This is a genomic window from Bacteroides finegoldii DSM 17565, assembly GCF_000156195.1.
Classification (GTDB): Bacteria; Bacteroidota; Bacteroidia; order Bacteroidales; family Bacteroidaceae; genus Bacteroides; species Bacteroides finegoldii.
The window spans coordinates 131,549-154,251 of sequence record NZ_GG688318.1 but is presented as its reverse complement, the minus strand read 5'-3'; the positions used below and the strand labels follow the sequence as shown (position 1 = coordinate 154,251).

14 protein-coding genes and 3 pseudogenes are annotated in these 22,703 nt (G+C 51.1%); all 17 read left to right on the top strand.

Translation table 11 applies throughout. The annotated features are described in order from the left end of the window. Window positions 1–148, top strand: a pseudogene (locus BACFIN_RS23180) (integrase); the annotation flags it as partial. Between the two features lie 115 nt (window positions 149–263). Next, window positions 264–2,345 carry a type IA DNA topoisomerase gene (locus BACFIN_RS16605; RefSeq protein ID WP_007749118.1) on the top strand — a complete coding sequence of 694 codons (2,082 nt, stop codon included), beginning with the start codon at window positions 264–266 and terminating at the stop codon, window positions 2,343–2,345. A gap of 168 nt (window positions 2,346–2,513) precedes the next feature. Further along, the gene (locus tag BACFIN_RS16610) at window positions 2,514–2,966 is read left to right on the top strand and encodes a DUF1896 domain-containing protein (RefSeq protein ID WP_005830224.1); all 453 of its coding nucleotides are present in this window, start codon (window positions 2,514–2,516) and stop codon (window positions 2,964–2,966) included. Further along, window positions 2,956–4,621, top strand: a pseudogene (locus BACFIN_RS23830) (N-6 DNA methylase); the annotation flags it as partial. The gene BACFIN_RS16610 and the pseudogene BACFIN_RS23830, both read left to right, overlap by 11 nt. Window positions 4,622–4,737: 116 nt before the next feature. Then, window positions 4,738–8,736, top strand: a pseudogene (locus tag BACFIN_RS16615) (helicase-related protein); the annotation flags it as partial. Between the two features lie 223 nt (window positions 8,737–8,959). Then, a complete protein-coding gene (locus tag BACFIN_RS16620) occupies window positions 8,960–10,042 on the top strand; it encodes a helix-turn-helix domain-containing protein (protein WP_007749116.1) in 1,083 nt (360 codons plus the stop codon). Between the two features lie 19 nt (window positions 10,043–10,061). Beyond that, a complete protein-coding gene (locus BACFIN_RS23175) occupies window positions 10,062–10,427 on the top strand; it encodes a hypothetical protein (protein ID WP_232281632.1) in 366 nt (121 codons plus the stop codon). Further along, entirely contained in the window at window positions 10,321–11,373 is a 1,053-nt protein-coding gene (locus BACFIN_RS16625; protein WP_232281631.1) for a DUF3575 domain-containing protein, read from the top strand. Before BACFIN_RS23175 ends, BACFIN_RS16625 begins: the two co-directional genes overlap by 107 nt. 16 nt (window positions 11,374–11,389) lie before the next feature. Then, window positions 11,390–12,277, top strand: a complete 888-nt coding sequence (locus tag BACFIN_RS16630; protein WP_007749113.1) for a FimB/Mfa2 family fimbrial subunit — start codon at window positions 11,390–11,392, stop codon at window positions 12,275–12,277. Between the two features lie 20 nt (window positions 12,278–12,297). Beyond that, entirely contained in the window at window positions 12,298–13,185 is an 888-nt protein-coding gene (locus BACFIN_RS16635; protein WP_007749111.1) for a fimbrillin family protein, read from the top strand. Between the two features lie 34 nt (window positions 13,186–13,219). After that, on the top strand, window positions 13,220–15,013 hold the full coding sequence (locus BACFIN_RS16640; RefSeq protein WP_007749109.1) for a fimbrillin family protein: 1,794 nt from the start codon (window positions 13,220–13,222) through the stop codon (window positions 15,011–15,013). Window positions 15,014–15,076: 63 nt separating this feature from the next. After that, window positions 15,077–16,756 (top strand): fimbrillin family protein, encoded by a 1,680-nt coding sequence (locus BACFIN_RS16645; protein WP_007749107.1) that lies wholly within the window; start codon window positions 15,077–15,079, stop codon window positions 16,754–16,756. Between the two features lie 434 nt (window positions 16,757–17,190). Next, entirely contained in the window at window positions 17,191–17,481 is a 291-nt protein-coding gene (locus BACFIN_RS23170; RefSeq protein ID WP_007749103.1) for a DUF2589 domain-containing protein, read from the top strand. Window positions 17,482–17,502: 21 nt separating this feature from the next. Beyond that, a complete protein-coding gene (locus BACFIN_RS16650; RefSeq protein ID WP_007749099.1) occupies window positions 17,503–18,207 on the top strand; it encodes a DUF2589 domain-containing protein in 705 nt (234 codons plus the stop codon). A gap of 4 nt (window positions 18,208–18,211) precedes the next feature. Continuing rightward, window positions 18,212–18,805, top strand: coding sequence for a hypothetical protein (locus BACFIN_RS16655; protein ID WP_007749095.1), 594 nt, complete (start codon window positions 18,212–18,214; stop codon window positions 18,803–18,805). A gap of 179 nt (window positions 18,806–18,984) precedes the next feature. After that, a complete protein-coding gene (locus tag BACFIN_RS16660) occupies window positions 18,985–21,330 on the top strand; it encodes a hybrid sensor histidine kinase/response regulator (RefSeq protein ID WP_007749089.1) in 2,346 nt (781 codons plus the stop codon). Beyond that, window positions 21,311–22,618 carry a sigma-54-dependent transcriptional regulator gene (locus BACFIN_RS16665; RefSeq protein ID WP_004309733.1) on the top strand — a complete coding sequence of 436 codons (1,308 nt, stop codon included), beginning with the start codon at window positions 21,311–21,313 and terminating at the stop codon, window positions 22,616–22,618. Before BACFIN_RS16660 ends, BACFIN_RS16665 begins: the two co-directional genes overlap by 20 nt. Window positions 22,619–22,703 lie beyond the last annotated feature (85 nt).

Below are 22,703 nucleotides of genomic sequence, written 5' to 3'. Positions count from 1 at the left end.
TACTGAAATATATGCTCGGGCTGATTCTAAACAAAAAAGAGAGGCTTTGGAATCAGCTTATGTTAATATGATACCAAACGATATAACAGAACGTTCATGGGAAAAAGACCAGGAACTTAAGATATGGCTAAGGAATCTATCTAAATGAAGATGATTATTATCCAAAGCTGTAATATAAAGTAATGTGTTTAAATAGCTGATATACAGACAGACAAAAATAAAGGCTTTGGATAATAATTTACTTGTGATAAGAAAAGCCGTCTGTGGCACGTGAGATCGCCCGTATCGTGGGCGCGACAAAGAGAGAGGAAGGATATTTCGAGGGAGGCGGCTACGCCGTGACATGGGCATTCGGGCACCTCGTCCAGCTTGCCATGCCCGACGGTTACGGCATACGCGGCTTTGTCCGTGACAACCTGCCCGTCATCCCCGACTCCTTCACGCTCATACCCCGTCAGGTAAAGGCTGAGAAGGGCTACAAACCCGACAGCGGCGTAGTGGCACAAATAAAAACCATAACCCGCCTGTTCAATGACAGTGAGCAAATCATCGTGGCGACCGATGCCGGTCGCGAGGGCGAACTTATCTTCCGATACCTCTACCATTACATAGGATGCGCCACCCCTTTCGTGCGCCTCTGGATAAGCTCGCTTACCGACAAGGCCATCCGCGATGGACTGCGCAACCTCGAAGCGGGGAGCAAGTATGACAACCTCTACCTCGCCGCCAAAGCGCGGAGCGAATCCGACTGGCTCGTGGGCATCAATGGCACGCAGGCTCTCTCCATCGCCGCCGGACACGGCACGTATTCCGTCGGGCGGGTGCAGACACCCACGTTGGCGATGGTGTGCGCACGCTATTGGGAGAACCGCCGCTTTACCCCCGAAGCCTTCTGGCAGCTCCATATCGCAACGGACGGCTGCGATGAAGGAACGGTGAAGTTTTCCTCTTCCGAAAAATGGAAAGAGAAAGAGTCCGCGACGGAACTGTATAATAAGGTGAAGTCGGCAGGCACAGCCACCGTCACGAAAGCCGAACGCAAGGAGAAGACGGAGGAAACACCGCTCCTGTACGACCTGACCACGCTCCAGAAGGAAGCCAACGCCAAGCATGGCTTCACGGCGGAACAGACGCTTGAAATCGCGCAGAAGCTCTACGAGAAGAAGCTCATCACCTATCCGCGAACCGGAAGCCGCTACATTCCCGAAGACGTGTTCGCGGAAATCCCCAAGCTGCTTGCCTTCATCGGCAGCCTGCCCGAATGGAAGGGCAAGTTGCAGCCGAAAGCCGTGCCGACACGCCGCAGCCTGGACGGCGGCAAGGTGACAGACCACCATGCCCTGCTCGTCACGGGCGAGAAGCCGCTGTTCCTCTCCAAAGAGGACAGCACCGTCTATCACATGATAGCCGGGCGCATGCTTGAGGCTTTCTCCGAAAAATGCGTCAAGGACACTGCCACCGTCACGGCAGAGTGTGCCGGAGTGGAGTTCGTGGCAAAAGGCAGCATCATCAGGCAAGCCGGATGGCGTGCCGTCTATGGCAAGGAGAATGGAGAAGAGAACAACAGCCAAGAGGAAACCGCCGCCATTCCCTGTTGGCAGGAAGGCGACACGCTGGCACTGAAAGCCGCCTCCATCACGGAGGGAAAGACCAAACCCAAGCCGCTGCATACCGAAGCCACCCTGCTGTCCGCGATGGAAACGGCTGGCAAGGAGATAGAGGACGACGCATTGCGGCAGGCTATGAAGGATTGCGGCATCGGCACGCCCGCCACCCGTGCGTCCATCATCGAAACGCTTTTCAAGCGCGGCTATATGGAACGCTGCAAGAAGTCGCTTGTCCCCACCGAAAAAGGGCTTGCCCTCTACTCGGTCGTGAAGGCGATGCGTATTGCCGATGTCGCCATGACGGGCGAATGGGAAAAGGAATTGGCACGCATCGAGCGTGGGGAACTGCCCGCCGATGACTTCCGCAGGAAGATTGAGGCATATACACGGGAAATTACCTCCGAACTGCTGTCGTGCGACAAGCTGTTCGCCCGCAGGGATTCCGGCTGCAAGTGTCCCAAGTGCGGAGCGGGGACGATGCAGTTTTACGGCAAGGTCGTCCGCTGCGACAACGCGGAGTGCGGTCTGCCCGTGTTCCGCCTGAAAGCAAACCGCACCCTCTCTGATGATGAAATCAAAAACCTGCTCACCGACGGACACACGAAACTGCTCAAAGGATTCAAGAGCAAGCAGGGCAAGAGTTTTGATGCCGTAGTCGCCTTTGACGGGGACTATAACACGGTTTTCGTGTTCCCAGAAAGGAAAAGTAAAGCGACCTCTGCGAAAAGAAGAAAATAAATGTTTAACTTTGCCACTGGTTCAGAGTAATGAATTGTTCTTCGATACCGGATTACACTCATACTTTGGATTTAGTGGTGGCACTCGGAGGGATACCGGGTGCCTTTTTCTTCTCGTTTTCCAACGATTATCCCTATCATCATTATCAATCCACTAAATTCCAAAGAAATGAACAACAAGAAGAAAAACGAGGGTCGGACCGACTTTTCCTATTACGGTCTGTACCTGCTGGACTACCTCACCACGAACAAGTTCGAACAGGCAGCCGATGAAGCCTTCATCCGAGAAAGAACCGACCGTGCCGCCGAAGCGTATGAACGGGCAAGGCTCGAAGGCTATCCTGCCGACGGGGCGCAGGAACTGGCGATGAAGGTGCTGACGGAGGGCCTTCGCTACTCCAGGCACGCCATCCTGCGCGAAGTCGTGGAGAACGAATTTGCGGGTGAAGTACCGGGAGAAAAATGTGAAGCCTTTACCCAGAAGCTGCTACCGCTTGTCGGAAACGTATTCTCCATCTATGACCTCTCGGACGACAATTTCGCCCTGTCGCCCGAATATGACCTGCTCTACACGGAGCTGACGGGAGCCGTCATCCTCTATATCGAAGAGTATGGCGTTTAACCGCAAACAGAGGCTGAGGGACAACATCGAGGCGATACGGACGGCATTCCTCCTTGACAGGGAACAGCGCACACCCACCGCACGCGAACGGCTCTTGTTAGAGCGTTATTGCGGTTTCGGGGGACTGAAGAGCATACTCAACCCTGCAAGGGAACTGACGGATGCCGTCCACTGGGCGAAGTCCGACCTCGAACTGTTTGCCCCTACCGTGGAACTGCACAGGTTGCTGCGGGAGAACACAAAAGACGAGACGGAGTACAAACGGTATATGGATGCCATGAAGCAGTCCGTGCTGACCGCCTTCTATACCCCGCCGGAGATAACCGGGACCATCGCGGACGTGCTGCATGAACACGGCATCCGTCCCGACCGGGTGCTGGAGCCGTCGGCAGGTGTCGGTGCATTCGTGGACGCCGTGCTGGAGAACAGACCGGACGCGGACATCATGGCTTTTGAGAAAGACCTGATGACGGGCAAGATACTGAAGCACCTGCATCCCGGACAGAAAGTAAGGGTACAGGGCTTCGAGAAGATAGAAAAGCCGTTCATGAACCATTTTGATTTGGCTGTCTCCAATATACCGTTTGGCGATGTGGCGGTGTTCGACCCGGAATTTTCGGGCAGCAAGGATCCTGCAAGGCACTCGGCGGCACGGACGATACACAATTACTTTTTCCTGAAAAGCCTTGACGCGGTGCGTGAAGGCGGAATCGTGGCGTTCATCACCTCGCAGGGGGTACTGGATGCCCCGACCAACGCGCCCATACGCGAGTATATGATGAACCATACCAATCTGGTGGGCGTAGCCCGCCTGCCGAACAACCTCTTTACGGATAACGCGGGAACGGAGGTGGGCAGCGACCTGATTATCCTGCAAAAGAACAGCGGAAAGAATGGTGAACTGTATTACAACGAAAAACTCTTCGTGCAGACCGAACAGACCCCTATCGGCACTTCCGTAAATGGGTATGTATGGAGCATCGGCTCGCTTTCACACACGGATTTGATCAGAAGTACCGACCCGTACGGGAAACCAGCCTATAAACTCCTGCACCGTGGGGACATCGCACAACTGGCGGAAGACTTGCGGGAGCATCTGAAAATAGAACTGCAACAACTTGACAGGAAACTGTATGAGAAACACAGCCTGCATCCGACAAAGGAGGAAAGCACGGCTGCGGAAGTGCAACCTGCTCCGAAAACAGAAAAGGTATCACCTTCTGTAATAGCCCCCGTTTCTGTAATTGAGCCTGTCAAGGGAGTGGAGAAGCCGCAGGCACAGCCCATAGAGGAAAAGCCGGAGATTGAGCCGCGCCAACCCAACCATTCGTCAGCCGTGCAGCTTACCCTGCTCGACCTTTGGGGTATGCCCATAGAGGAACCGGCAAAAAAGAAAAAGGCAGCGAAAAAGGAAAGCAAGCCGAAGCCTATGCCGTCCACGCCTAAACCGCAGGTCAAAGTTACTCCACCCGTTGAAGCCGCCAAGCCGGTAAACGGTAATAAGGAAGAAAAGCCGGAAAATGCCGAAAAGCCAAACGACCCGGACGACATTTACGCCACTCTGGATTGGGAAACCAATCCTCCCATCAACGGCTTCTATGAGACAATGATGAGTCTGACAGCGGAACGGCGCAAGGCCCTACGGCTTGAGGCAGAACGGCACAGGCAGGAACAACTGAAAAAGATGGGTATCAAAGACACGTTGAACCCTGCTTTTGCGCCTTCTTCGGACAATATGGATAAAAAGCCGGAACAAACGGAAGAAATAAAGCAACCTGAAACACCGGCAGAAGTTGTGCCTACTTCCGAAACGGTTGCCACTTCCCTGTTCCCGGAATTTGAAACGGAAAAGCCGAAAAAAGAAGCCCTCGACCTTACGCCGCGTCCCTATCACCGCACGCCGGAAATGCACCTGCGTGAAGGGTCGCTGGTGGCAAACAGGGCACGCGACATCGGTTATCTGAAGGACATTACTCCCTACGGTGCAACCTTCCAGCCGCTTGGACTAACCGGTTATCAGAAAGAGAAAGCGTTGCTGTATGTATCGCTCCGTGACGCATACGAGCGGTTGTACCGCTATGAATCGAACAGACGTGAGGAAAATGTACCTTGGCGTGAACACCTGAACACCTGTTACGACGAGTTTGTCATGCGTTATGGCAACCTCAACGCCAAACAGAACGTGAAACTGGTGATGATGGACGCCGGAGGGCGCGACATCCTTTCGCTGGAACGTGCGGAGGACGGCAAGTTCGTCAAAGCGGACATCTTCGACCGTCCCGTTTCCTTCTCGGTGGAGAACCATGCCAACGTCGGTTCTCCGGAAGAAGCCTTGTCTGCATCGCTCAACAAGTATGGTACGGTCAATCTCAACTATATGCGGGGGATAACAGACAGTACGGAAGAGGAGCTTCTCAATGCCCTCAAGGGGCGTATTTTCTACAATCCGCTCGTAACCGGTTACGAGATTAAAGACCGCTTCATCGCGGGAAACGTGATAGAGAAGGCGGAGCGTATAGAGGCATGGATGGAAAATAATCTGGAAAGCGAAAGATTGCCGGAAGTGAAACAGGCTTTGGAGGCTTTGAAGGAAGCCGAGCCGCAGCGTATCGCCTTTGAAGACCTCGACTTCAACTTCGGTGAACGCTGGATTCCCACGGGCGTGTATGCCGCCTACATGAGCCATCTTTTCGACACGGACGTGAAAATCGCCTATTCCGCCAGCATGGACGAGTTTTCCGTGGCGTGCGGCTACCGCACCATGAAGATCACGGACGAGTTTCTGGTAAAGGGCTATTACCGGAACTATGACGGTATGCACCTGTTGAAACACGCTTTGCACAACACCTGTCCCGACATGATGAAAAGTATTGGCAAAGATGAGAACGGCAACGACATCAAGGTGCGTGACAGCGAGGGCATACAGCTCGCCAACGCCAAGATTGACGAAATCCGCAACGGGTTCTCGGAATGGTTGGAAGAGCAGTCGCCGCAGTTCAAGGAACGGCTCGTGACAATGTATAACCGCAAGTTCAACTGTTTCGTGCGCCCGAAGTATGACGGTTCGCACCAGACGTTTCCCGACCTCAATCTGAAAGGATTGGCAAGCCGGGGTATTCAAAGCGTTTATCCGTCGCAGAAGGATTGCGTCTGGATGATAAAACAGAATGGCGGCGGAATATGCGACCATGAAGTCGGAACAGGTAAAACACTGATAATGTGTATTGCAGCGCATGAAATGAAGCGTCTGAACTTGGCGCACAAGCCGATGATTATTGGTCTGAAAGCCAATGTCGCGGAGATTGCCGCCACTTATCAAGCTGCCTATCCGAATGCCCGCATCCTCTACGCTTCGGAAAAGGATTTCTCGACCGCCAACCGTGTGCGTTTCTTCAACAACATCAAAAACAATGACTATGATTGCGTCATCATGTCGCATGACCAGTTCGGCAAGATACCGCAGTCACCGGAGTTGCAGCAACGCATCCTGCAAGCGGAGCTTGACACGGTGGAGGAAAACCTCGAAGTCTTACGGCAGCAAGGCAAGAACGTGTCGCGGGCGATGCTGAAAGGATTGGAGAAGCGCAAGCACAACCTTGTGGCGAAGTTAGAGAAAGTGGAACACGCCATCAAGTCGCGCACAGATGACGTGGTGGACTTCAAACAGATGGGCATCGACCACATTTTCATAGACGAGAGCCACCAATTCAAGAACTTGACTTTCAACACCCGGCATGACCGTGTGGCGGGGTTGGGAAACTCGGAGGGGAGCCAGAAAGCCCTGAATATGCTTTTTGCCATACGAACTATACAGGAGCGTACGGGCAAAGACTTAGGGGCTACGTTCCTGTCCGGCACGACTATTTCCAACAGTCTGACGGAATTGTACCTGCTCTTTAAGTACCTGCGCCCGAAGGAACTGGAACGGCAGGACATCCGCTGTTTCGACGCATGGGCGGCTATCTTCGCCAAGAAGACGACCGACTTCGAGTTCAACGTGACAAACAACGTGGTGCAGAAGGAGCGTTTTCGCTATTTCATCAAGGTGCCGGAGCTTGCCGCCTTCTACAACGAGATTACCGACTACCGCACGGCGGAGGATGTAGGTGTGGACAGACCAAACAAGAATGAGATACTGCACCACATACCGCCCACACCGGAGCAGGAGGACTTCATACAGAAGCTGATGCAGTTTGCCAAAACCGGCGATGCCACTCTGATTGGCAGGTTACCCCTGTCGGAAACGGAGGAAAAGGCGAAGATGCTCATCGCCACCGACTACGCGAGAAAGATGGCTCTTGATATGCGCATGATAGACCCGAACTACGAGGACCATCCCGACAACAAGGCAAGCCATTGTGCCAAGATGATTGCAGAGTATTACCACAAGTACGAGGCGCACAAGGGTACGCAGTTCGTGTTCTCCGACTTGGGGACATACCAGCCGGGGGAAGGATGGAACGTGTACAGCGAGATAAAACACAAGTTGGTGGAGGATTACGGCATACCGGCAAGTGAGGTGCGCTTCATTCAGGAGTGTAAGACGGATAAGGCTCGTAAGGCGGTGATAGATGCCATGAACGCCGGGACGGTGCGCGTGCTGTTCGGCTCCACAAGTATGCTCGGAACGGGCGTGAATGCGCAGAAAAGATGCGTCGCCATCCATCACCTTGATACACCGTGGCGACCGTCCGACCTGCAACAGCGTGACGGACGGGGTGTTAGAGCCGGGAACGAGATTGCCAAGCATTTTGCCGAGAACAACGTGGATATCATCATCTACGCGGTGGAAAAGTCGCTGGACAGCTACAAGTTCAATCTGCTGCACTGTAAGCAGACGTTCATATCGCAGCTCAAAAGTGGAGCGATGGGCGCACGTACCATCGACGAGGGAGCAATGGACGAAAAATCGGGTATGAACTTCTCGGAGTATATGGCGTTGCTCTCCGGCAATACCGACCTTTTGGATAAGGCGAAATTAGAGAAGCGTATCGCCTCGCTCGAAGGGGAACGCAAGTCGTGGGGCAAGGGCAAGCGCGATTCGGAGTTCAAGCTGGAATCCAAGACGGGAGAACTGCGCAACAACACGGCTTTCATCGAAGCCATGACGGAAGACTGGAACCGTTTTCTTTCCGTTGTGCAGACTGATAAGGAAGGCAGCCGCCTTAATCTTGTCAAGGTGGACGGCGCGGATTCAACGGATGAGAAGGTCATCGGTAAGCGTTTGCAGGAAATCGCCAAGAACGCCACGACTGGTGGACTGTACAAGGCTGTCGGGGAACTTTACGGCTTTCCGATAAAGGTGGTCAGCGAGAGGACACTCAAAGAAGGTCTGGAGTTCACCGACAACCGCTTCGTGGTGGAGGGCAACTACAAGTACACCTACAACAACGGGCATCTGGCGATGGCAGACCCGATTGCTGCCGCACGAAACTTTCTGAACGCATTGGAGAGGATTCCGACCATCATCGACCAGTACAAGTCTAAGAACGAAGTGCTGGAAAAGGAGATTCCGCAGTTGCAGGAGATAGCGGGCAAGGTGTGGAAGAAGGAGGACGAGCTGAAACAGCTGAAGTCCGAACTCGCCGCACTGGACCGCAAGATACAGCTTGAGCTGGCTCCGGCTCAGGAAAACACAGAAGAGAACCGGCAAGGCAACGAGAAAAAACAGACGGAACAACAGCCGGAAAGCCCGCACGTGGACTTTGTACGCAGTCATTTAATTATAGGGAGACTCGGTTTATCGGAATCCAAAGGTGTAAAACTTTAATATCGAAGTCTTGACAGAAAAAGCCAGTGGTTGAATTTTTCACCACTGGCTTTAATTCTAATAATTTTTCAATCTAATATGACCGAATCTATAACGTTAAATCATAGATTATGTGTCTATTTGTGAAGAAAAAGACGTAACTTTGTATCAAAATCAAATAAGCATAACAATGGAGCCATCTATATCTATATACAGTTTTTCACTTTATACCGCACTGCCGTTGATGTTATTCTTCGGCTTTTATTTTTTGTTTGCAAAGACTCCTGAAAAGAAAATTTTCAAGAATTATCTCCGCTCCCGACAGATTATGGGTATAGCTATGCTGCTGCTTTCGGCAAATTATTCGGTACATTTCTTCTTTGGTATCCGATTCAAAAATGCGGATTCTGCCATATTGATGAACATGTCCACATACTTCCTGTGCTATTCTCTGTTCAGTTCGGCATTGATAATGTTGCTTGATCGTTTTTACATTACCAAACGGCGTGTGTGGACACATATCATTTTATGGATTATATTTTCAACTCTTTCCGGAGTTGTGTTGTTCCTGTTGCCAAGCGGAATCATGCAAAAATTCTCTTTATTTGCTTTAGCTGTATGGTTAGTCGTTTTTGGAGTCGTTTTAGCTCGCAGAGTCATAATTGCATACCGTAGAGCCATTCGGATTTTCAATGAAACTCAGGCGGATGATATAGGCACATATATCGAATGGCTTTCCATATTCACTTATTGGGCTGTTATCTTCGGTGTCGGATGCGGATTGCTGACATTTCTGCCAGACAAATATGTTTTTATCTGGATTTTGTCGTCAATACCGTTCTACAGCTATCTTTTCTACAGCTATCAGAACTACCTGCTGTTCTATGAACAGGTGGAAAATGCTTTTGAGCAAGATATACAGTCTGAAGAAGAACTTCTGACAGATACAGAAACAGAACCTGAAATAGTTTCTGAGAAAGAAGTTCCAGTGTCCTATACAGAAATTATAGAGAAAGTGGCCAACTGGATAAAGACAGACGGCTATGTCCAGCAGGGACTTACCATAAAAGAACTGTCCGAAATACTTCATACGAACCGTACCTATCTTTCCGCTTATATCAAGACTACGTATAAAATGACATTCCGCGAATGGATAACCGGTCTCCGGTTGGAGTATGCGAAAAACATACTGAAGGAGCATCCGGAAATCAATATACAGAAGCTGGCTGAGTCTTCCGGCTTTCTTTCTCGCAGTAACTTTATCAAATCATTTACCGAAAAGGAAGGATGTACGCCTGGCAAGTGGAAAAAAGCAAATCTGGAATAATTTGTGTGGTAAAAAGCCGATGAAAAAGGTCTCAGAAGCCCATTTTCAAAAAGTGCTCAAGCGACAAAAAAGTGCTAATTCGACAAAAAGGTGCTCTAACGACAATTTGAAAAGTGCTCAAACGACAATTTTTTATAAAACGCTGTATTTCAACAGAAAAAGTTTTTGTAATATTTTGGGCGCTGAATGGCATTTATTACCTTTGGAGATGACAAAGATAATGAATTCAAGTTTATATGAGCAGAAAAATCACTTTTCTTACCCTGTTTCTGTGGCTGATGACGCTAACTTTTCCTGTCATTGCGCAGCAGAAAGCAGACACGACCTACACCTTCCGGTTCGTTACGCAGAAGGACATGTTCTACGTGCCTTGGAATGGCAATGACACGGAACTTGCCCGCCTGTTGGAATGTATCGAAAACAACAAAGCAATAATTCTTGACGGCAAAATGCCGCTACTGGTTGACGGATACTGCAATTCGCAGAGCAGTGAAGCCGAGAACCTTGCAACGGCGAAGATCCGTGCCAATCGAGTAAAATCCGAACTGATTACACGCGCGGAAATAAAAGAGGAGAATTTCATTACCCGCAACCATGCGACTGAGGGTGATTTTGTTACCGTGCGCTTGACGGTACCGGTAAAGGAAACAGCCGTGACGGATGCGGACGCGGAAGCACGACGCAAGGCGGAAGCCGAACGACTGGCAGCCGAGAAGCGTGCCGAGCAGGAACGGCTTGCCGAAGAGCAACGTAAAGCGGAAGAAGCCCGATTTGCCGCAGAAAAGGCAAAAGCCGAGAAAGCCGCTCACCAAAATAAACTTACCGACATGCCATTGGAAACCCCAACCGACTATCATTTTTCCCTGCGTGCCAACCTGCTGCGCTGGGCTACCCTGACACCAGATCTTGGCGTGGAATGGCGCATCTGTCCATCGTGGGGCATTGCCGTAAACGGCTCGTGGACTTCTTGGAGCTGGAGTGACAAAGACCGCCGCTATGCACTCTGGGAAGTGGCTCCGGAAGTACGTTACTATATGGGTGAGAAGAAAGCCTGGCATCTGGGCGCGATGTTCAAGGCTGGACAGTTCAACTACAAGCTTTCCGAAACAGGCAAGCAGGGCGACCTGATGGGTGGCGGCATCACCGCCGGCTATCAGCTGCGACTAAACAAGGCATTAGATCTTGATTTCAACCTCGGTTTGGGCTACCTGAATGCCGATTTCGAAAAATATGAAGTCATCGATGGTGTGCGCGTGCGCTGTGGCAACGAGACAAAAAATTGGTGTGGCCCCATCAACGCCGGTGTGACATTGGTATGGAAGTTATTCTAATACGGAGGAATAGAGTATGAAAGCAAGACAATATATAAATATGGTAGGAATGGCAGCCGCCGTGCTGCTCTCTTCCTGCGTGAAGGACACGCTTTATGACACGCCGCATCCCGACTATGGGAAGATTGCGGTGACAGCCGACTGGTCGGCACGCGGTGAGGGTATCGACATACCTACCACATGGACGGTTACCATGGGTGACTATACGGGTACGGAGACTTCCGCCACCCATGCCCCCAACCATCTGTTTGCTCCAGGCAGCTACACCCTTGCGGTGTGGAACCCTGCTGAAGGAATCATGGTAAATGGTACCACCGCCACCATTGCCGCAGCCACGGGAAACCGGGCAGGAACGGATGCCTTTGTGAACAATGCCCCGGGATGGTTCTTCACCTATACGAAACAGGTGAGCATCGAGAAAGACAAGGACTATCCGCTGACCGCCGCAATGAAGCAGCAGGTACGCGAACTGACGCTTGTCGTCAAACCGACGGGTGATGCCGCCGGACGCATCACGGAGATTGTTGCCCATCTGACGGGTGCAGCCGGAACACTCGATTTCGCTACCGATACCTACGGAGCCGCTTCAAACGTCGTGCTGCCCTTCACCAAGATAACCGAAGGTGACGATGCCGGCAAGTGGAAAGCCACGGTGAGGTTGCTGGGTGTGACCGGCACGGAACAACTGCTGATGGGTGAAATCCGCTATGCTGATGGCAACCCGACCCCCACCACGCTGAAAAGCGACCTCACAGAAGCCCTCAAGGAGTTCAACACAAGAAAGGGCAAATCGCTGACCCTCGGCGGAACGCTGGTTGAGACTCCCGAAGGCATGGAAGTGGACGGAGCCGAAATCAACGGCTGGGAAGAAGTGAAAGGTGATGATGTAAATGCTGATTTGTAAATAATAAAATTATAGATATAATGAAGACAAGATTTTTTACACTTGTAGCGCTCGCCCTCGCGCTGGTAGCCTGCAACAACGACAACGAGAACCTGAACGGTGACCCCGTGGCCGCCCAGTTTACCGCCAACATCGCCCCCGCCACCCGCGCCAGCGGAACCACCTGGACTGCCGGCGACCGTATCGGCATCACCGACATCGGCTACGATTCCCAGTACGGCAACGTGCCTTTCATCTTGAAAAACGGTAAATTTGAGGCAGAAGGAAAGGTTATCTATATCGAAGATACAAAGACCCATACTTTCCGCGCCTACTATCCGTACAATGCGGCGGGAGGCATCCTCACAGCCACGACCGATGCCACGGCGCAGCAGAACCAGCCTGCCATCGACTTCCTCTTTGCTTCAGGAGCCACGGGAGACAAAAACAACCCAGTAGTAAGCTTCACCGACAAAACCGCCAAAGGCGGTGAAGACAACTCCTTCCACCACCGCATGAGCCAGATAACCCTTACCTTCGAGGCGGGAGACGGCATGGATTTCAGCGTGGTCAAGCCTGAACGTTACACGCTGGACGGATTGTTACTCACCGGTACGTTCAACACGGCCGACGGTATTGCCACCGCAGACAACGGGGCACAGACCGGAGAACTGGCCATGAATTTGGCAGACGGCAATCTCACGTCATCAATCATCCTCTTCCCGCAGACAGTTGCATCCCTGCCGTTGGTTGTGAATAACAAAGGTCAGGAATATCATGCCACACTCACCGTGCCCGAAGGCGCACTGCTGGCGGGCAACAACTATACCTATACCGTCAAGGTACGCAACAAAGTCCTTGAAGTCAGCGAAGCCACCATTGCAAAGTGGAACGATATAGACGGTGGAGATGTGGGTGCTGACCTGTAGGATTTTAATAATTAATCGATTAGAATGAAGAATTATGAGACATAGATTATTTATCCCCGCAGCCACCGCACTGCTGTTCGCCCTCGCCGCCTGCACGCAGGACGAACTTGCTGGCGATAACCGTCTGCCCGAAGGTGAATACCCCGTCGTCATCCGTGCCACCGGATTGTCCGTAGAAGCAACGCCGCTGGCAGCCCCTTCCACCCGTGCCGCTGTGGACGGCGACTGGCAGGGCGTCACTTCCGTGGCACTCAAGATGGGCGATGCGGTAAAGGAATACACCGTTACGGCTTCTACCGATTTCAAGAGTGCCACGCTCTCACGTGAGAACGACCCGCACTACTGGACCAGCCGCGACCCGATTACCGTATCGGCATGGTGGCCCTTCGACAATGCCGACATCACACAGATGCCTGCTGTGAAGGTGGCAGAAGACCAAAGCAAACTGGCTGACTTCCAGAAAAGCGACTTCATCTCTGCCGAAAACCGGAAGGTGGAATTTAACAACCCGGCACTTGAATTTACCCACCGCACGGCACGCATGGCAATCGAACTGAAGCCCGGCACGGGATTCACGAGCGTCGCCGGTGCCACGGTGAGCCTCGTGAGCCTGTCCGCCTATAACGGTAACCCGACCGCCATCAAGACTTACAACGCAAGCGGCAACACCTACGAGGCACTGGCCGCCCCGCAGACCGTTGCGGCAGGCAATCCGTTCGTCCGGGTGGAACTCGGCGGCGGCACCTTCTACTTCCGCCCGCAGAACAACGTCGTATTAGAAGCGGGCAGCCGCTATAAATATACCGTTAAGGTGAACGCCACTGGCTTGACATTAGAGGGTTGCACCATCGGTGATTGGGCTGACGGCGGCGGCGAGAGTGGCGCAGCCGAGTTGGGCTACATCTACGATAGCAACACCAAGACCTACACGGTCTATAACGCCGACGGCCTACTGGCATGGAACGAAGCCGCACAAAAAGACAGATCGATAAATTGCACCCTCACCGCCGACATCGACCTCACGGGCAAAGACTGGTCACCGATAGGCACAAACTTTTATAACTCATACACCGGCACCTTCGACGGCGGCGGCCATACCATCATGGGGCTGACCGTTACGACAAATGACCAATATGTGGGTCTGTTCGGCAGGCTCGGTAAAGCTGGCACGGTGAAGAACGTGGTGATGGATGGCATACAGATAACATGCAATCACAGGTTGGGCTATGCCGGCGGCGTGGCAGGATTTAGCTGGGGAGGCACCATTGAAAACTGCTCGGTGTCGGGCAGCGTCAGCGGCACGATATGCGCCGGCGGTGTGGTGGGTATTCAATGGGAGGCTTCCATCACCGGATGCAGCTCCTCCGCCACAGTGAAGGGAATGGTCCAGGTCGGCGGCGTGGCAGGTGAGACGAATTCGGGTGCCACCATGGCCGCTTGCTATGCCACAGGCAACGTGACCATAGAAATAGACCCCATAGATAATATCCTTGGCGGCGGTCTGGTGGGATTCAACGCAGGAAGCAGCGTCCTTGCCTGCTATGCCACGGGCAACGTAACCAGTACGGGTAGTAGCACTGGCAATGTATATATCGGCGGCTTTTTGGGAGGAAACTACACCACCGTGACCGCCTGCTATTGGAAGAACAATCATGAACAAGGCATCGGCTACAATAAGGAAGGCATCGCCCCCGAAGCCACGAATGTGGACGGCACCAGCGTAACCTGGCAGAACGCCGTTGATGCCATGAACACCGCCTTGCAGAACAAAGGCTCAGAGTGGCGTTACGAACTTAAAGGAGCATTGCCCACCTTGAGGAAGCAGTAAACCGTCGGGGGGAAAAGTTACGCCCGCAACGGAAAGAACCAGAGTAATAAAATAACAGATATTATGAGGATAAGATTTTTTGCACTTGCAGCGCTCGCCCTCTTATTGGGCGCCTGCACGCAGGACGAAGCGGGCTTCCTACCGGAAGGGGCGGAAGGCACCCCCATCGTCTTCACCGCCACGGGGCTGAATCCCGTCGCGACAGCCATCGCCGGCACCCGTGCCCCTGTGGATGGCAATTGGGAGGGTGTGCAGAGCGTGGCAGTGCTGATGGACGGCACGGTGAAGGCATACGACGTGACGCCCTCCACCGCCGACCCCACCAGCGCCACGCTGACCTCCACCGACCCGTACTACTGGACCAACCACAACGACATCACCGTCACAGCGTGGTGGCCCTACACCGCTGGCGAGACAACCCCACCTGCGGTAAAGGTAAAAGCCAACCAAAGTACCCAGAAAGACTTTGAGGGCAGCGACCTCATCGTAGCCGACGGGCAGACGGTGACCTACGGTAGCCCCACGCTTCGCTTCACCCACCGCACGGCGCGAGTGACCATCGTTCTGACGGACTACACCGAGGGGCTGGCATCCGTGCGGCTGACGGGTCTCTCCACCGAGAATGGCAATCCGGATAAAATCACCCCGTACGGCAAGGGCAGCAACACCTACACCGCCATCGTAGCCCCGCAAAGTGTGGCAGCTGGCACGACCTTCATTACATGCACATTCACTAACGGCAAGACCTTCGTTTATAAGATGAAGAATGCTACCGACTGGCAGGCGGGCGGTGAATATACCTACACCGTCTCCCTCGCTGCGGCAAAAGACCTGGGCTATACCATAGAGAGCAACGGCAGCTACACGGTCTATAACGCCGACGGCCTGCTGAATGTAGCCAAATTAGTGAACGGAGGTAAGACCGACATTAACATTACCCTCGACAAAAACATTGACCTCACAGGCAAAGGCTGGACACCGATAGGCACAAGCTTCGATAACTCATACAAAGGCACTTTCGACGGCGGCGGCCATACCATCACGGGGTTGACCGTTACGACAAATGACCAATTTGTGGGTCTGTTCGGCTATCTCAATAGAGCTGGTACGGTGAAGAATGTGGTGATGGAAGGCATACAGATAACAAGCAATCACATGTTTGGCTGTACTGGTGGCGTGGTAGGATATAGCTGGGGCACCATTGAAAACTGCTCGGTGTCGGGCAGCGTCAGCGGCACGGATTGTGTCGGCGGTGTGGTGGGTTCACAAAAGGCTGGTTCCATCATCGGATGCTGCACCTCTGCCACAGTAAAGGGAACGCACTATGTCGGCGGTGTGGCAGGAGAAAAATGGGGCACCATGACAGCTTGCTATGCCACAGGCAACGTGACCTTAGAAATAGCCTCCCAAAAGAATCTCTATGGCGGCGGTGTAGTGGGATTAAACGGAGGAAGCCGCGTCCTTGCCTGCTATGCCACGGGCAACGTAACAAGTACAGGTAGTAGCACTGGCAATGTGCATATCGGCGGCTTGTTTGGAGATAGCTACACCACCGTGACCGCCTGCTATTGGAAGAACAATCAGGAACGAGGCTATAAGACCGCCCCCGAATCTACGAAGGTGGACGGCACTTACGTTACCTGGCAGAAAGCCGTTGATGCCATGAACACCGCCTTGCAGAACGCTGGTTCAGAGTGGCGTTACGAACTTAACGGAGCATTGCCTACCTTGAGGAAGCAGTAAACCGTAGGGCGGAAAAGTTCCGCTCGCAACGGAAAGAACCGAAGTATAATCCCAATAAAGAAAGGAGGACGTGATGGAACACACGGAGAATCCACCATATTGGTTTTGGCATCAAGGCATTGTCAATAATAATATAGTCTCCAGTGTAAATATGGAAGCTGTAAGCCGGACATTGTCAAGATTGGTGCTCATTAAAGACAACAAATCAAGTATTTAAATTAAAAACATGGGACTTTTTCACAGAGGCAAGAAAAATAATGACGATGAGCCGGACAGTGTTCAAACCAATTCATTCTCTGATATTATGAATGGTTTGCAGTACGCCGTAAACTGTGCACAAGATACATTACAGAATCATCAGATACAAAATCTGACCAGACTTTTTGAAGGAACAAATGCAAATAACGCAAATACGTTCCAATCAAAAAAAAATCATGGTTGGAGACAAGACTATTGATATTCCACTTATAGCCTTGATATCCCATCATTATCTTGCAATGGATAATGTGCAGATAAAGTTCAAGGCGAAGGTCGGAAGCGTGGAATCACAGATTCCGGAAAACAACTTATTGTTATCCAGCCCACAAAGAGCCAATCTCCAGATGCAGATGAGCAACATAAAACCGGATGCGGATGATGTCATGGAGGTTTGCGTCAATTTTAAGGTTCAGGAGACTCCGGAGAGCATTTCCCGAATTATTGACGATTTTGTAAAAAATATCTAACAATTTTAAAATTCAAATGTTATGGCAGAAGAAATAAAGAACCAAGGGCAACAAGAAAATGCGGAAAACTTGAATGAAAATGTAAGCGGACAGGCGAAAGAAATTATCTCCGCTGCATTGGAAGAGACTCAAAACAGAGAAACTTCTCCAGTTCTTAAAGCAGATTCAAACGTGACTGACAAATTCAAGGGGCTTCCCATGCGGGAACTTATTGCAGCTCCACTTATTGCAGCAGCCGAAGCACAACAGGAATTGGCAGCGACAGCATGGAATTTCTACCAGCAAATTGCATTTGATGGTAAAAGCGGCAATAAAGCGCGTATATTGGAATTCGATGTCGAAAGACCGATACAGCAGGATGGAAAAATGACAACAATGTCACAAAGTGTCAAGGCTCCGTTTATAGGATTGGTGCCTATTCCTTCCCTGCTCATAGATCGCGTGGATGTCGATTTCCAGATGGAGGTTACCGATACATCAAACGTAAAAAGCACTACCAACGCAGAAGTAGAGGCAAAAGCTTCTGCAAAACATTGGTTTATAAATGCGGAAATCAGCGGCAAAGTCACGACCGCCCGCGAGAACACCCGCATGACCAACCAAACGGCAAAATACCAGATACATGTGACAGCCAGTCAGCAGCCGCAGACCGAAGGTCTGTCTAAACTGATGGATATAATGGCATCATGTATCGAGCCTATAACAAACGAAAGTAACAGTAAGTAAATATATGAATTTGATTCAAGCATTAAGATTGCCAAACAGTCGAGCAGTAATGACAAATATTGCACGGTTTCATTATCAAAATATTTATAATGTAGGTTTGACCCCTCCGATTGTCACGCAAAGTAATTTGACATTTCAAATAAAAGGATATACCCGTAACTATCGTTTTCTTAGATTAGACTATGCCTGTGTCATATATATTGCGGATGGAATAGCAGTCGTTGCTTCAAATGGCATAGATACTTTAAGTTCAGGTTTTTCGGGGTGTTATATGGCCAGTTTTAGGCACAATGGCATTAGGTATGTTGCTCATATTCCAACGCCTAACAATAGTATTAAAACATCATGGAATCGGGCGGTTAAAAATCGAATAATAGATAATGTTGTTCTTTTTAAACCTACTGAAGGATTGGCGAGAATCCCAGGAACCATTGGTATTTGGGGAATTATAACATTTAACGATAGATGTTATCGGCTTGATGTAAATGAAAACGCTCCTCCAAGTCAAGCCATACGTGGCCAAAGAATTTTTAACTCAATCCCGAGAAATCCCATACTAACAGAAATTCCACCTATCGCCGGTGGTCAGATGCCTTAATAATTATAACAATTGTAAATAAGGGAAGAATGGTTGTTTCATTGAGGAGTAGAATTCTATTCGGATATATAATTCTGGTGGCGGTCATAGGCAGCATGGCCGCCATTCTCATCCATGAACCTGCGAAGTTCCACGACCTATATGCGTATTTTAAATAACGGTATTTACACAAACAGCAAATGAGCGAACAATTCGTTACCACTACCAAGCATCTCCGCACGAAGATAGCCGCAGGCTATCTGTTGATAGTCCTGCTGGTGGGCGGCATCATCTGCACGTGGCTCGGAGAATGGCGCGACTTGGAGTTGCTGGAACGGGAGAACCGTGAAATCAACCGCTTCCGCAAGGAAACACACGATGCGTATGTGGGTGTGGTGGAGTTGTCTCTTTTGGGCGAGTCGGTGCTGGAATGGGACGATAAGGATGTGGCGGCATACCGGCGGCAACGGATGACGGTGGATAGTATGCTTTGCCGCTTCAAGAGCCATTACGAATCGGTGCGCATAGACAGCGTGCGCCACTTGCTGGAGGACAAGGAAAAGCGGCTGTGCGCCATCATGGAGGCTCTGGAACAACAGGCGGACATCAACCGCCGGATAGCCAAGCAGGTGCCGGTGATAGTGCAAACGAGCAGGCAGGAAGAGCCGAAGAAACAGAGGAGGAAAGGTTTTCTCGGGTTGTTCGGCAAGAAACAGGAAGCACCTCCGACGACGACCACCACGATGCTCTACACACTGAACCGTGATATGATAGCGCAACAACGTGCCCAAAGCCATCGTCTGTCGGAATATGCCGACAGCCTTGCCAGCCGCAATGCGGAACTGAACCGCCAACTGCAAACCCTTATCCAGCAGATGGACCACAAGGTGCAGGCTGACTTGCAGGAACGTGAGGCGGAAATATCCGCTATGCGTGAAAAGTCGTTCTTGCAGGTAGGTATCATAACGGGTGTCATGCTGCTGTTGCTCATTATTTCATACATCATCATTCACCGCTATGCCACCCGCATCAAGCAGTACAAACGTAAGACAACAGATTTAATCGGGCAACTGCAAAAGTCCGTAAAACAAAACGAATCGTTGATAGCCTCACGCAAGAAAGCGATGCACACCATCACCCACGAGCTACGCACACCACTGACTGCCATACATGGATATGCGGAACTGATGCAGGACAACGAAGAAGAAAAGATAAGCGGTTATGCGGACAATATCCTGCAAGCCTCCAAGAGAATGACCGACATGCTCAACTCCCTGCTTGACTTCTTCCGCTTGGACAGCGGCAAGGAACAGGCGAATGTCCGTCCGTTTCGTTTGGAAAACATCGCGGAGCTGTTGCAAACGGAGTTTACGCAACAAGCAGAAGCAAAAGATCTTAAACTTACCATCGAGTGCCCGGAGGGTATTATCCTGAATGGCGACAAGGAGCGCATCATACAGATATGCGACAACCTGCTGGGCAATGCCGTCAAGTTCACGAATGCCGGAAGCGTTTCACTTGTCATAAGCTATGACGGCAATAGGCTGACCCTTGTAGTAGAGGACACCGGAACCGGCATGAGTGCGGAAGAACAACAGCGAGTGTTCGGAGCGTTCGAGCGGCTTTCCAACGCCGCCACGCAAGACGGTTTCGGATTGGGGTTAAGCATTGTGAAACAGATAGTCGGGATGCTTGGCGGCACTATACGCTTGGAAAGCGAAAAAGGAGAAGGCAGTCGTTTTACTGTGGAGTTGCCAATGAACACTGCCGATATTGGTATTGAAGAACAGACAGCCGCAGAAAGTCTGGCTCATATAGAAAGACCTTATTCTGTCATCGTATTGGACGACAATCCGATGGTATTATCCATGACAAAGGAAATGTATGCTGGTATAGGTGTGCATTGCGACACGTTCACCACTATTGGCGATGCAATGGAAGCCATGCGGCAGCACACATACGACCTCATGATAACCGATATGAAGATGCCGGAGATTAACGGCTATGAGGTGTTGGAGTTGTTACGCTCGTCAAGTGTCAGCAACTCGAAAGAGATTCCCATTGTCGTGGCGACCGCCTCCGGCAGTTGCAGCGAAGAGGAGCTGTTGGAAAATGGATTTACCGCCTGCCTGTTCAAGCCATTTTCCATTTCCGAACTGGTTGCTGTATCAGACAAATGCCTTTTGATAAGTACGGACAAGGATGAACTTCCCGACTTGTCCTCTCTGCTTGCATATGGTGACAAACGGGCGATGCTTGACCGTTTGATAACCGAAACAGAAAAGGATATGCAGGCTGTCCGGGAAATCATGGAGAGGAATGACCGCAAGGCGTTGGACGAATGGATACACCGTCAGCGAAGTTCATGGGCTGTTATCCGTGCTGACAAACCCTTGTGGAACCTGTATGAACTGCTGCATCAAGAATCTGAATGTTCCGAAATGGAATTGCGGAAATGCGTGGATGCCATGCTTCGTATGGGAACAGTTATCATAGAACTTGCGCAAAAGGAAAGGAGGTTGTCGGATGAAAGTATTTGTGATTGAGGACAACCCCGTCTATAACGATTATGTCTGCAACCTGCTGAAGAAAGACAGCTTCGATACTATGTCGGCATATAATCTTGCCACTGCCAAGAAACTATTGGTAAAGTCAGAGGTGGATGATATTGTCGTTGCCGACCTACGCCTCCCCGACGGTGAAAGCATAGAGTTGTTACGGTGGATGCGTGCCAACGACAAACAACAGGTGTTTATCGTTATGACCAATTACGGGGAGGTGCATACGGCAGTGGAAAGTATGAAGCTCGGCTCAAAGGATTACATACAGAAACAGTTGTTGGAGGATAAACTGATACCGCTTATCCGCACCCTGCAAAAAGAACATGAAAAGCGACTACAATGGAACATTCCGATATTCGTCCGGCAGGGCGAAGCCTATCAGAAAATCAAGAAACGTGTGCGCCTTGTAGCCACCACCCGGATGAGCGTGCTGATACTGGGCGAGAACGGTACGGGCAAGGAACATATCGCACAACATATACACCAACAAAGCAAACTTGCCGATAAACCTTTTGTGGCAGTGGACTGCGGAGCCTTGTCCCCGTCATTGATACAATCCGCCTTCTTCGGACACGTCAAGGGCGCGTTTACGGGTGCCGAAGCAAACAAGACGGGGTATTTTCTGGAAGCGGATGGCGGCACGCTGTTCCTTGACGAAGTGGGCAACCTAACAATGGAGATGCAACAGATGCTGCTCCGCGCCATACAGGAACGCCGTTACCGTCCCGTCGGAGCAAAGGAGGACAAAACAGCCAACGTGAGGATAGTGGCTGCAACCAACGAGGATTTGCAGAAAGCCGTAACGGAAAAGCGGTTCCGGCAGGATTTGCTCTATCGCTTGCAGGAGTATGTGATAACCATGCCGCCCTTGCGCGACTGCCCGGAAGACATCATGCCATTGGCCGAGTTCTTCCGTGAAATGGCAAACCGTGAGTTGGAACGTGAAGTAAAAGGTTTTGCCGCATCTGCCCGTAATGCCCTGCTCGCCCATGCGTGGCCGGGCAACGTGCGCGAGTTGAAACAGAAGATACAGACGGCAGTCCTGCAATCAGAAGGCGATATGATAACCGAAGCCGATTTGGAACTTGACAATGAACCGTCCGCTACTTCCGCTTGTTTTACATTGAAGAGCGGGGATGAAGAAAGAGGACGTATCCTGCGTGCTTTGAAACAAGCAGCCGGTAACAAGAAAATGGCTGCAAAGATACTGGGTATCGGCAGGACAACGCTGTATAATAAATTGGTAGAATATGGATTGAATGAAGAAAACTGACCGGAGTATGGCTGTAAATGGCAATAATTGATTAACTTTGCAATTGTATTTCAGAAAATAGCAGGCGATTGGGTAACTTTTCGCC